Raw genomic sequence first — 12,746 nt, forward strand, 5'->3', positions numbered from 1 at the left:
AATTTTACAATGAAAAAAATTGAAGCAATTATTAGAAAATCAAAATTCTCAGCTGTTAAAAAGGCTTTACATGAAAAAGGAGTAAACTTTTTCTCTTATTGGGATGTAACCGGCCTAGGAAATGAGAAACACGGTCACGTTTATCGTGGAGTTTCTTATAGTACCAGTGATATACAGCGTAGATATTTGTCAATTGTTGTAAATGATGATTTTGAACAAGCTACTATTGCTGCGATTCTTGATGCAGGTGCTACAGGAGAAGTTGGAGACGGTAAAATATTTGTCTCTGACGTCCAAGAAGCATACCGAGTAAGAACCGGCAAAAAAGGGCCAGACACTTTAAACTAAAACTAATTAATCTATACAAATGAATTTTATGGCTTATATGTTATTACAAGAACCAGCAGATGCTGTACAGACTGCTGTAGATGCTATTAATGCTGATTTAGGTATTCTCTGGATCATCATTGCTGCAATCTTAGTATTCTTTATGCAAGCAGGTTTCACTTTAGTTGAAACCGGTTTCACGAGTGCTAAAAATGCTGGTAACATTATTATGAAGAACATAATGGACCTTGCAATTGGATCATTAATGTTTTGGGTAGTAGGTTACTCTATTATGTATGGTGGAGAAACCATACTTGGTGGATTTATGAGAAATCCTGCTGAGCTAGCATTTTTTAATCAAGATGACTGGCATAACTTATTTTTTCAAACAGTATTTTGTGCTACAGCAGCAACCATTGTATCTGGTGCTGTTGCGGGAAGATTTAAGTTTTCATCTTACCTTATAATTTCTGTACTACTAACTACATTTATCTATCCGGTATCCGGTAGTTGGTTATGGCCTTTCGATGATCAAGCTTGGTTAAATAATCTTGGGTTTATTGATTTCGCAGGTTCAACAATTGTACATGCCGTAGGTGGTTTTGCTGCTTTAGTAGCTGCAAAATTAGTTGGGCCTAGAATCGGAAAATACGGTCCTAACGGAGAAGTTAATGTGATTAGAGGACACAACTTACTATTAGGTGCTTTGGGTGTTTTCATCCTTTGGTTAGGCTGGTTCGGTTTCAACGGTGGTTCTCAGTTAGCCTTTGGTGGTGATGATTCTATTGCAGTGGGAAGTGTTATTATCAACACAAACATTGCCGCTGCAATAGGAGCTGTTTCTGCCCTGTTCTTAACTTGGATTCGTTACGGAAAACCAGATATCTCTATGACTCTCAACGGTGCTTTAGCCGGACTTGTAGGTATTACCGCTGGTTGTGGTAATGTTGATGCATTTGGATCACTAGCTATAGGTCTTATCTGTGGTATTGTAGTCGTATTATCTATTGAATTTATTGATAAGAAACTTAAGATTGATGATCCTGTAGGAGCTATATCTGTACACGGTGTTTGTGGTTTCTTAGGTACTGTTTTAGTAGGTGTATTCGCTACTGAAGGCGGAGTTCTTTACGGAGGTGGCTTTGGTCAGCTTGGTGTTCAATTTTTAGGATCTATCTCTATGATAGGTTGGTCTGTATTAGCTTCATTCATCGTATTATTTATAGTTAAGAAAACTATAGGTCTACGTGTTTCTGAAAAAGAAGAAGTAGAAGGCCTGGATGTACACGAGCATGGTACTGCTGCTTATTATAATGGTGAAGACGAAGAATAAATTCAGCCATATATAAATTAAAAAGCCCTGTAAATTGAGGGCACTGAAAACTATCTCTTTTGAGGTGATTTTATGAAGGCGACCAAGCAAAAAAATATTTTTTGACTTGGTCGCTTTTTTATTGGTGATTTTTAAGGTGTCGATAATTTGATTATTCTATGCTTCAAAATAGTCTAATAACCCTCTGTAGCACGTTTTAAGCTTGTGTCCCTCAAAATCTCGGACTTATATAGTTAATTTAAGAATTCTCTTGAGGTTTACGGCGAAAATAGCAAGTGCCCCTGCATTTGCATCCTATGGATACCATATGATACAGTACGATCGTACCCATGAACGTTTTTTAGCTCACTGTTTTTGGCCTCGATCTTATAGCGGTGTTTGGATTTTTCTTTATAATAGTCAGATTTCTGAAATATCATTTGTTCTTGGTGTAAGTTTGATTTGATAGAGACCGAATAGCTTTTGGTCTTCGCCCCTGGCTTATAACAACCATCCTTTAATGGGCAAGTTTTGCATTTATCTATATCAAAATAAGGTGAGTCTTATACCCAAAGAATTTGCTTTCAACTGATTTATGGCCGATCTTAGCATCTTGTATCCTTAGAAAGGATATAGTTTTACTGAGTATCTTCCACGGTTTCCTTCAACAGGTTCAATCTTTCTTTGACTGGAGGAACTAAAGCTAATGTCATATCCGATTCAATGCACTTCTCAAGTTCCCTGCAGTAAGCCAATTCTTTATCCAGTTCACCGGAAAGGTTCTTTTGTGGCATGCGGTCTTTCATCTCTTCATCTATAGCGTAAACTGCTTTACGAAATAACTTGGAACGCTCTCTGAGAACTTCAAGTGCTGAATAAGGGTTTGATCTAGATAGCGAATGTATGGCATCAACAATAATGGATTTGGACTTAATAATTTCTTTTTCAATGCTAATGATAAAGTTTTGTTTATCAATAAGTTCAACAGATCGGTATCTTTCAATCTCAGCTTGCGGAACTTAGTCAAGGAACTGGAATTGATAACTGCATCTTCAGGAGCCATTTCTAAAAAATACTTGAAGGACATATCTTATCGGGAACGCTCCACTACATCCATGTCGGAAATGGAATAGATCGTTTTCAATAACAGATATTTAAACATGCAGATAGGACTTTCTGCATTTCTCCCATTATTCGCACAATATTTATCAACCAGTTCATCGTGGATAAAGTAAAAATCAATGAGTTCATTGATTTTTCTAAGAAGATTGCCCTTGGGTACGATTGAATCATATAGATCGGAATATGCACTTAATTGATTTTTTTGTTGCTGTAACAATAAAAATAAGCTACTGTTAATCAATATTTAAAACAAAAAAAAAGAGCAGAACCACTACGGTTTTTACTCCTTTTAATTCAATCCTTCAGGGACTTTTTCAGTGCCCTCATTTTTTGGTGGTTTTTTATGAATGTTATTTTGTTACTATTTCAAAAACTGAATACTTAATGGGTAGTAAATAGGTTCTCCATTTGAAGCTTTAATAGCATTGATTATAGGAAATATTAACACCAAGACTCCAAGTACAATAAACCCTAATATTCCCAAACCTAAAAACAAAATAAGAGGTATACAAAGTATTGAATAGATAAAAGTACTTATCTGAAAATTGATTATCTGCTTGCCGTGCTCATCCATTTGCAACACTTTATCTTTCTGAGTTAACCATAAAATTAAGGGAATGATAAACCCTCCTATACCAGTAACAAAATCTAATAGTTGACTCAAATGAGCAGCTACTAATAAATTTCTATCTTCTCTAAGCATCATAATATGTTGATTTTTTGATTGTTTACACCATTAGTAGCAGATTTCTAAATGATGTTACACCGTCTCCTATAGCTCTTTTCAATTTATGGCACGCTCCTTGTAATTATATCAGTGTACCATCCAAAAATATCTAAAAAGAGTACAAACAATCTAAATCTAGAACTTATGAAAAATCTAATTTACCTTTTTGTTGGCCTTATAACAGGCTTAGGTTCTGCAAATGCAGAACCCTTGGATGATACCTCAATAAATAGATACTATGACGGTAGCCGCTATATTTTTGTTGAAAACGGGGTTGAATTTTCAGTTTATCCAGACGGAGAATTTGATTTCGTTTTGCCACAGGTCGCTCAAGGCGTTAATGTAAATATCAACACAGGACCAGTAAATATAAGTTACAATTCAGGTTATAATTATGATCCATATGTACAATATGATGACTATGGTGCTGTAATACAAGTTGAAAGTGTCCCCATTTATTATGATAATTGGGGTAGAATCACCCAAGCGGGAAATGTCTATATTAATTATAGAAATAATAGAATCGTCAATGTTGGTGGTCTAAATATATATTATAGTGGCGCTCGCTTTTCACACGTGACTGGTTATATCAATATTCACAACAGAAGATATGTGTATCATCCTTATCACAACTTCTTTTACAGACCATTTTTTGACAGATGTTTAGTCTATAATACTCCTTACAGAAGATATTATCGTCCGATTCGTTATGATTATGCATATCATAGAAATCATTATGCTCAAGGATACCGTAATGGCTATAGAAATGCATATCACGATTTTAAAAGACCAAAAGGTCGCGTTGCACACAATAATGCTAGACGTGGTAGTTATACTAAAGCAAGAGTGCAGGCCCGCAACACTAGAAATTATTCTGGCAGATCAAGCTCTAGTCGTAATACTGTAGCAAATAGAAATAGTAGAAGTTCTAATAACTCTAGACAAACTCGCAGTGTAAACACTGCGCAAAGAACATCTAGCAATAACAAGGCTATTATCAATAATAGATCTAGTAATTCTAATAATACGGTAAACCAAAATGCAAGGGTTACAAGTCGCGCTCAAAATACAGCGAGAGTTAATAATTCTGCAAGAAATACGATTAAAACTACAAGAACCAGTAATTCTAGAGGAAATAATACGGTAAAAAGAGTAAATCAACAACATTCTGTTGCTCAAAGAAGTTCAAATAATCGTAATATTGCAACTTCTAGAAATGCTAATACGCAACACTCAGTTGCACAACGTAATTCTAGTAGTCAGCGTAAAGTACAAAGCGCTCAGCGAACTGTAGCAAAAAGAGTTGCTACTCCGCAACGTAGCGTAAAACAACGCTCACAAACATCACGCAGTAGCAATGCTGCCAGAACTAGTAGAAGTACACAAAAACAAGCTTCTTCAAGATCAGGAAGAGGTAATTAAAATATAAACGCTTTGGTTGGTTAGTTGGAAGGTCCCGCACTTGATTTTATTCAGGTCGGGATTTTCTCCTTAATAGGTATAGGTTTAACCAATTATTGATTTCGCTGGAAATATTCAGTTTATAAATAATAATTAAATAAGTTAGGCTTAAAATAATCGACTTCATTCCTATCGATACAATAGGATTCCAAGTGAAATTCCAAAAGAAAAACCCTACTCCCAATATCGCAAGAATACCCGTTAAGAAAAGTGTTTCCTTAGAAAAAGGATGCATTTTAAATTTCTTAAACACAACCACTATTTTTGAAAAAGCATAAACAACTGAAGCCATAAATGTAGCAATAGCTGCCCCGTTTATCCCCAGTTTTGGTATAAAAATCAGATTTAGACTAACAGCAACAATGACGAGGATAACTCCTAGGACTAAAACAAGTCGGTAATAATCGCTGTTGTATAAAATTGCATTATTATTTCCCATTAGATTATCTACCAACTTTGCCAGAGCAATAAGAAGTACCACATACAGTCCTTTGCTATAAGCAGGGTCAAGCAATAAATATAAGCTCTGAATATTACATATAATTAAAAGAAAAATCAGACCTGATACTGCATAAAGCGTTATAGAACTCTTCTTGTATAAGTCCTTAAGTTCTATAAAACGTCTTTCATTTAAGTAATTTGCGGTCAGCGGATACATAATCTGATGCATCGCTCTGGCAGGAACTGCAATAACTGCAGCGATATAGATTCCCACAGAATAATAAGCTACATTCTCAATAGGGACTAGCTTACCCAACATGAACATATCTATTTCAAGAATCATTACTGCTATAGAACCTGCAATTATGATCAATGCACTATATTTTAAAATAGATTTCCATTCTTGAGGAATTGATATCCGTAAACGAGGTCTGCGTAATTTAAATGCATAACTCATCATTATCCCCATTCTCATAAGATAAACTACTGCTACACCATATAAAAAATATTCAGTTGTAAATACTTTAAAAGCAAACAGAATCAACAAAACCATAATACCTAAACGATGAAAAACTTCATTCATCACATTACCAAATACACTTTGCAATTGTGTCTTTGACCAGGCATAGCTAATTTCAAAATAAGCCATCGCAAAAGCGATAATTCCTATAAGAAATGCGTAAGGCCGAACAATTTCGTTTTTAGAAGCTAAAAAATCTACTAGCTGATCATAAAAAATCGAAACACCTATAGAAACCGGAATTAAAACCAGAATGGGCATAACCAGCATAAAGGATAGAAAATCATCTTGTTTGCGACCACTATACGACGAATAAAACTTAATCATCGTATTCTGTGCGCCCACTGCAACAAAAGGCATTGCCAGCGTTGCAGCACTCAATAAAAAACCAACTAAGCCGTAATATTCATCTTTAAAAAAGTGCACATAAAGCACGAGCGTATTCAATGCGCCTATACCAAAACCCAAATAGGTTGTAATTAGATTCTTAAAGGACTGTGACGCAACAATACCCATATTTATTTTAGATTGAATGTATAAGTCGGGCTAGATCTCGAGTTAAATTTTTTCTGGAATATGCATCAACATTTCCTGAGGTCGAAGATATACCCGTATTTTTAAAAAGCTCATAATTAAATTTGATGTGCTTTTTGAGTCCTTGCTTTTGCTGATAGTTAAAATAAATTCCACTTTCTGACTTCTTTAGAATTGAAGCTATATCAGAATGCTTAGGGCCTATTGCAAGTATAGGCCTTCTTGATGCCAAATACTCAAAAAGCTTTCCGGGAATTATCGCTTCTGTTTCTTGAGAATCTATTTCTATCAAAAGTAACAACTGTGCACTATGCTGCTTTTGTAAAGCTTCTGTATGATTCACATATCCCGGAAGTGATAAATTAGTTTCTAAACCTTTTTCTTTGATCGAATCAACAACTGAAGCTCCTACTCTACCTGTCAATTCAATTTTTAGATCCTTTGAAAAATGGGGTAATTCTGTTACTAACTCCTGAAGCACTTCCCATAAAATTTCAGGATTTCTATCTTCTAATAAAGATCCTATATGTGCCAGAGTAAACGCAGTGTCTAAACTCGTTTCAGGTACAATTTCATCATCAAAACCGTTGGTTATACAGCTAATAGGTGTGCTTGTCGTTTTTTCAAAATCAGACTGCGTTGTTGGGCTAGTTACCAAGATATGGTCAGCTTTATTCAAAACTTCAAATTCGAGATTTGCATTTTTTTTAGTAGCCCAGTCTGTCAGTTTTAATTTCTTCTGATATCCTATAGTCGTCCAAGGATCTCTAAAATCGGCAAGCCATGACAAATCCTTTTGCACTTTTAATGCCAAACCTATTAAATGTAAACTATGCGGCGGACCGGTAGTAATAATAATATCTACTGGGTTTTTATCTAAATAGCTAGCCAAAAATTTAATTGAAGGTTTTACCCACCATTTTCGGGCATCCGGAATAAAAAGATTTCCACGCACAAAAAGCATCAACTTCTGAAGAAAACTTTGCTTGCCTTCTGGTTTTATAATCCCTGAGCTTATTTGCCGTGTGCTTTCTTTTGAAAACAGCTTGGCAAAACCATAAGGTTCAAAAATGGGCGTTTTGATGATTTCAATCCCATTTGGAATTTCTTTTTCTAAGCTGGAATCTTCAATTGGATAATGTGGATTTTCTGGAACATAAACTACAGGTTCTATATCAAAATCCCTTAAATATTTTACAAACTTCAACCAGCGCTGAACTCCGGGCCCTCCTGCCGGAGGCCAATAATAACAGATAATCAACACCTTTTTCACAGAACTAAAATTTTATTATTCAAGGTTTAAAACCTATTGAGAAACAGTCTCAGAATCTTTTTTAGATCTTTTAATACCTAAAAACACAGCTCCCATGATAACTAAAACCAGAAGAATATTACTGGCTAAACTAATTTTACTACCTGTTTTTACAACCTGAGGTTCAAACTTAAATTCTATAGTATGATTTCCCGCAGGAACCATCATTCCTCTTAAAATATAATCTGTTTTAAAGTGATTTACCTCATTTCCATCTATATAAGCATTCCAACCATTAGGATAATATACTTCACTAAAAACAGCTAAACGTTCCATATCAGAATTAGACTGATACTTTAAGTGATTAGGTTGATGCTCAACTAAGCTTATAGAAGCAGTAGAATCCTGAGGAAACATCTTCCCAGAAATTTCATTTGCAAATTGCTCTTGAACAACTGCAGTTTGTTTAGTGTTTAAACTATCTAAAGAAAGTATTTCGGTATCTGCATCAGGTACAATTTTTACATTTTGTACAAACCATGCATTACCATTAGCCTGCGGATTTATCTGTACTTGCTCTGCACCTTCTTCATTTTTGGTAATTATATATTTAACATTAAGCAAGTTTAAGGGTTTGATGTTTCCATTATATAAATAGAACTCAACCAGATCTTGCAAGCGTGCTGGTTTTGCACCGTGATAACCGCCTATAGAATTGTGAAAATAGCTTGTGCGCGCACCATTAAGACCTACATTTTGCTCATAAACACGATATCTTGTAGTATCCTTCAAAATTTGCTGGTCTGCCTGTGTCGCCTGAAATGGTTTTTCTACAATACGAGCAGCCATAAAATTCTCTGTATTTACATAACGACGGTCAACCTGAACCAAATCAAAAACAATAAGAATCGCCATTACAAGAATAACCTGTGTTTCTGAAACCTTCTTTTTCAAGTAAAACCAAATCAATCCAGCAGCGATTAATACCAAAACTAAAGTCTTTATAGTATCACTTACCAAAAGTGCTTTTCGGTCTTCTTTTACCGCGTTTATAAACTCCATTCCATAATTCTGAATGTAAAACGCGTCATTTCCACCGGAAAATGAAAAAAGACTTCCTTTAAACAGAAGGATAATCAGTGACAATCCTCCCGTGATTACCGTTGTCCACTTTAACGCATTTAGTTTATGTTCTTTAGAATCAGTTGTCTGAAGCATTTTATACAATCCGAATACAGCCAAAACCGGTACACACAACTCTAAGATTACTTGTATAGAAGTAACCGCTCTAAATTTATTGTACAGTGGAAAATAATCAATCCATAGATCAGTAAACCAAGATAAATTACCGCCGAAACTTAACAATAAAGAAAGTAAGGAACCGCCAGCAAGCCACCATTTAAGACGACCTTTTACCATAAATAATCCCAAAACAAATAGGAAAACAATTACTGCTCCCAAATAAGCCGGACCAGAAACACCGGGCTGACTTCCCCAATAATACAAACCAAATTGTTCAAATATTGAAGGCACTTGAGCTGCAGGAACTCCTTGCTTTTTCAAGAATTCTGTAAAAGCACTATCTTTATTATAAGGTTCAGAATTAGATCCTCCGTAAAGACCAGCGATAAATAAGTCTAGTGATTCAGAAATACCGTAACTGTATTGATTGATATATGCCTTATCTAAACCGCCCACATCCGTTTTAGGATTTCCATCAGGAGATATAGTTAATTCACTTTTTCCTCGTGTACTAAAAGAACTGTATTCTGAAGTAGCCATTAAACTTGCAGCATTAGTCCCGATTGCAAGACCAACAGCAAGAACTAAAACCCCGACACTTTTAAAGAAGTGCGGCAACTCATTCTTACGAAACGCGTCAATAAGATAGGCTACACCTAAAACCAGAACAAGAAGCATCAAATAATAAGTCATTTGCACGTGATTGGCTACAATTTCTAGAGCCATCGCAACTGTAGTGAGCACAAATCCCCAAATATATTTCTTTCTGAAAGTTAGAATTATCCCACTTAAAACCAGCGGCATATATGCAATTGCGTGCGCTTTGGCATTATGACCAACACCAATAATGATAATAAGGTAACTCGAAAAACCAAAAGCCAGCGCTCCAAGTCCGGCGTAGCGCCAATCTAGCTTGAGAACGAGAAGTAGTATGTAGAAACCTATGAAGTATAAAAAAAGATAATCTGCAGGTCGTGGTAAAAAGCGAATACCCAGATCTAAACTTTTAACCCAATTAAAAGGATATTTTGCGCCCAATTGATAGGTTGGCATTCCACCAAAAGCAGCGTCAGTCCAATACGGTTCTTCGCCTGTTTGCTCTCTAAAATCCATTTGCTCTCTAGCCATCCCACGATATTGCTGTATATCGCTTTGGAACATTTTTTTACCAGAAAGCACCGGACTAAAATAAAGTAATGCTGATACTATAAAAACCAAAACCACAGCGAGGTGTGGCCCTATTTTTTTAAAAGAAAAATTCATAAATATTTGCTAGAAACTAGAAAGCGGAAATTAATCAATTTCTTCGTAATCGATATATTCCCCTACATTTTTATTTGAAGTCTGCTCACGTCTGGGAACATCTTCAATAACAGTCTCTCCTTCTTGTTTAGGAGATTGATTTCGAGAAGAATACCCCTGAGCCATATTTTGAAAACGTTCTCCTGCTTTTTTAGCTATATATCGCATAATATAAGGGGCCAACAATCTAAAAAGAATGCGCAATCCAAAAAATATAAGGAGGATTATAAGAAGTGTCTGTATAAATTTCATCAGTACTGTATTTGAAACAAAATTAACCATTACCCTTCTTTTTAGACTTAAAAAAAGAATAAAAACCAAATCTTAGGGTTCTAATTCTATATTTAGGCTATCTCTTATTTTTACACTATGTTTGTCTGATTAGGGGTTTTATCACCTAAACTTTAAACCAAAATATTTCAGGATTATGCCAGCTAAATTGATTTTTAGTTTAACCTTTTTGCTGTGTTTTTGCATGCAACAGGCTAAATCTCAGTACACTGAAACACTTAACTCCAATCGTCCCGGGCAATCTCAGGGTGCTTTTGCTGTAGGACGTGGTGTTTTTCAGGCAGAGATTGGCGCGATAATGGGAAAAGAATCTCATAACCTGCTAAACACTGATACTGATAATATTGGTGGCGAATTTCAATTTAGATATGGAGCCATAAGAGAGCAATTGGAGTTCAATCTTAGTGGTTCTTACTTATATGAGGATATTACCCCAACTTCAGGAACAAGTGAACCATACAGTCATAGCGGCTTCCCAATTATTACTGCAGGTGTAAAATACCTGTTGTACGATCCTTATAAAAATTATGAAGAAAAAATAAACGTCTATAGCTATCACGCGAACAGAGCTTTTAAATGGCGTACTTTAATACCGGCAATATCTATTTACTCCGGTGCTAACTATGTATATGAGGATGATAATCCTTTTTTACCAAAAAGTCAGTCTGGTTTTACACCTAAGGTTGTTGCTATTACTCAACACAATTGGGGACGCTGGGTATGGGTGAACAATTTTATATATGACCAATTTTTAACTGATTATCCTACCAAAGCCTGGATAACAACAATGACTCATTCCTTTAACTCTAAAATTGCTGCATTTGCAGAGTTTCAGGTTATCATGAGTGATATTTATGCTGATGATTTATTTCGGTTTGGTGGAGCTTATTTAATCACCAAAGATTTACAGGTAGACATCAGTGCATTAATTAATTTTAAAGAAACACCGAAACGCCAGCAACTGGGACTGGGGCTTTCTTACCGTCTTGATTTTCACAGTAACGACGAGTTACTTCCGCAGAAATAAAAATACGGTTACCTTTACAAGCTATATTACTCGAGCATAATGATTACAATTAAGGAAATGAAAACGAAACAGGAATTGACACTATTTGTCAAATTCCCGTTCTCACTATATGATAAAAGCACAAACTGGGTTCCGCCATTAATAAATGACGAACTCGAAAGCATGGATTCTGAAAAGAATCCTGTTTTCAAAAATGCTGAAGCACGTTTTTTTCTGGCTTATAAAGGAAAAAAGCTTGTAGGACGTATTGCTGCTATCATAAATCATATTGAAATTAATGAGCAAGAAAAACCAAAAATGCGTTTTGGCTGGTTTGATGCTATTGACGACATTGAGGTTACAAAAGCTTTAATTGCTCAGATTGAAGAAATAGGAAAAGCTAATAAGCTTAACTGGATTGAAGGGCCTGTAGGTTTTAGTAATATGGAAAAAGCCGGAATGCTCGTAGAAGGTTTTGAGTACCTCAATACCATGATTACCTGGTACAACCACCCCTATTATAAAGAGCATTTTGAACAACTAAACTTTGAAAAAGCTTCAGAATGGGTAGAATATAAAATTCAGATTCCTGAAAAATCTCCTGAAAAAGTAGAGAAGTTTGCTCGAATAATTACAGAGCGTTACAAACTTAAATTGATTCATTTTAATAACAGCAAAGAGATTTTGCCTTATGTAGATGATATGTTTGGGTTGCTCAACAAAACCTATAATGATCTAAGCACCTTTGTGCCTATTCAGCAATACCAGATTGATCATTATAAAGACAAATACATCAAGTATATCAATCCGAATTATATTAAATGTATTGAAAATGCCGAAGGTAAATTAATTGCCTTTGCAATCACGATGCCTTCGTTTAGTAAAGCTCTTAAAAAAGCAAACGGAAGTTTATGGCCTTTTGGATTTATCCATCTTTTAAAAGCCCGTAAACAAAACGATACTGCTGCTTTTTACTTGATAGGTATTGATCCTGAATATCAAGGAAAAGGAGTAACTGCTGTGATATTCCAGGCGATGCAAGACCTGTTTTCAGCCAATGGAATCACGCAAGTAGAAACCAATCCTGAATTAGAAGAAAACAAAGCGATACAACAGCTTTGGAAAAAATATGATCACGTTCTACACAAAAGAAGAAGGACTTATAAACGTGATTTATAAGCCCTTTTATTAGTTTTTGGCTAACGCCAA

10 protein-coding genes and 1 pseudogene are annotated in these 12,746 nt (G+C 35.3%); 5 read left to right on the top strand and 6 right to left on the bottom strand.

What is annotated here, in order from left to right; genetic code table 11:
- The first annotated feature begins 9 nt into the window (after window positions 1-9).
- Both BUB91_RS04355 and BUB91_RS04360 read left to right on the top strand, forming a co-directional pair.
- Window positions 10-348, top strand: a complete 339-nt coding sequence (locus tag BUB91_RS04355) for a P-II family nitrogen regulator (protein WP_073097470.1) — start codon at window positions 10-12, stop codon at window positions 346-348.
- 37 nt (window positions 349-385) lie between these two features.
- Window positions 386-1,660: an ammonium transporter gene (locus BUB91_RS04360; RefSeq protein WP_073097728.1), complete on the top strand. Its 1,275-nt coding sequence runs from the start codon at window positions 386-388 to the stop codon at window positions 1,658-1,660.
- A 225-nt stretch (window positions 1,661-1,885) separates the two neighbouring features.
- On the opposite strand, the pseudogene BUB91_RS04365 reads toward BUB91_RS04360, so the two are convergent.
- Together BUB91_RS04365 and BUB91_RS04370 are read right to left on the bottom strand one after the other, a co-directional pair.
- A pseudogene (locus BUB91_RS04365) lies at window positions 1,886-2,999 on the bottom strand (transposase).
- A 123-nt stretch (window positions 3,000-3,122) separates the two neighbouring features.
- The gene (locus tag BUB91_RS04370) at window positions 3,123-3,467 is read right to left on the bottom strand and encodes a DUF4870 domain-containing protein (RefSeq protein ID WP_241652562.1); all 345 of its coding nucleotides are present in this window, start codon (window positions 3,465-3,467) and stop codon (window positions 3,123-3,125) included.
- Between the two features lie 165 nt (window positions 3,468-3,632).
- On the opposite strand from BUB91_RS04370, the gene BUB91_RS04375 reads away from it, so the two are divergent.
- On the top strand, window positions 3,633-4,910 hold the full coding sequence (locus BUB91_RS04375) for a hypothetical protein (RefSeq protein ID WP_073097472.1): 1,278 nt from the start codon (window positions 3,633-3,635) through the stop codon (window positions 4,908-4,910).
- 46 nt (window positions 4,911-4,956) lie between these two features.
- Here the strand turns inward: BUB91_RS04375 and BUB91_RS04380 are convergent, their stop codons facing one another.
- Genes BUB91_RS04380 through BUB91_RS04395 form a run of 4 tightly spaced genes read right to left on the bottom strand, consistent with a single transcriptional unit; the run spans window position 4,957 to window position 10,492 of the window.
- Window positions 4,957-6,426 (bottom strand): lipopolysaccharide biosynthesis protein, encoded by a 1,470-nt coding sequence (locus BUB91_RS04380; protein ID WP_073097474.1) that lies wholly within the window; start codon window positions 6,424-6,426, stop codon window positions 4,957-4,959.
- A gap of 7 nt (window positions 6,427-6,433) precedes the next feature.
- On the bottom strand, window positions 6,434-7,717 hold the full coding sequence (locus BUB91_RS04385; protein ID WP_073097476.1) for a glycosyltransferase family protein: 1,284 nt from the start codon (window positions 7,715-7,717) through the stop codon (window positions 6,434-6,436).
- Between the two features lie 33 nt (window positions 7,718-7,750).
- The gene (locus BUB91_RS04390; RefSeq protein WP_073097478.1) at window positions 7,751-10,201 is read right to left on the bottom strand and encodes a YfhO family protein; all 2,451 of its coding nucleotides are present in this window, start codon (window positions 10,199-10,201) and stop codon (window positions 7,751-7,753) included.
- Window positions 10,202-10,231: 30 nt separating this feature from the next.
- Window positions 10,232-10,492, bottom strand: a complete 261-nt coding sequence (locus BUB91_RS04395; protein ID WP_073097736.1) for a DUF4834 family protein — start codon at window positions 10,490-10,492, stop codon at window positions 10,232-10,234.
- Between the two features lie 175 nt (window positions 10,493-10,667).
- Between BUB91_RS04395 and BUB91_RS04400 the strand changes: the two genes are divergently transcribed.
- Both BUB91_RS04400 and BUB91_RS04405 read left to right on the top strand, forming a co-directional pair.
- On the top strand, window positions 10,668-11,558 hold the full coding sequence (locus tag BUB91_RS04400; RefSeq protein ID WP_073097480.1) for a transporter: 891 nt from the start codon (window positions 10,668-10,670) through the stop codon (window positions 11,556-11,558).
- A gap of 39 nt (window positions 11,559-11,597) precedes the next feature.
- Window positions 11,598-12,716 carry a GNAT family N-acetyltransferase gene (locus BUB91_RS04405; RefSeq protein ID WP_073097483.1) on the top strand — a complete coding sequence of 373 codons (1,119 nt, stop codon included), beginning with the start codon at window positions 11,598-11,600 and terminating at the stop codon, window positions 12,714-12,716.
- The last annotated feature ends 30 nt before the right edge of the window (window positions 12,717-12,746 follow it).

This window comes from Leeuwenhoekiella marinoflava DSM 3653, assembly GCF_900129005.1.
Taxonomy (GTDB): Bacteria; Bacteroidota; Bacteroidia; order Flavobacteriales; family Flavobacteriaceae; genus Leeuwenhoekiella; species Leeuwenhoekiella marinoflava.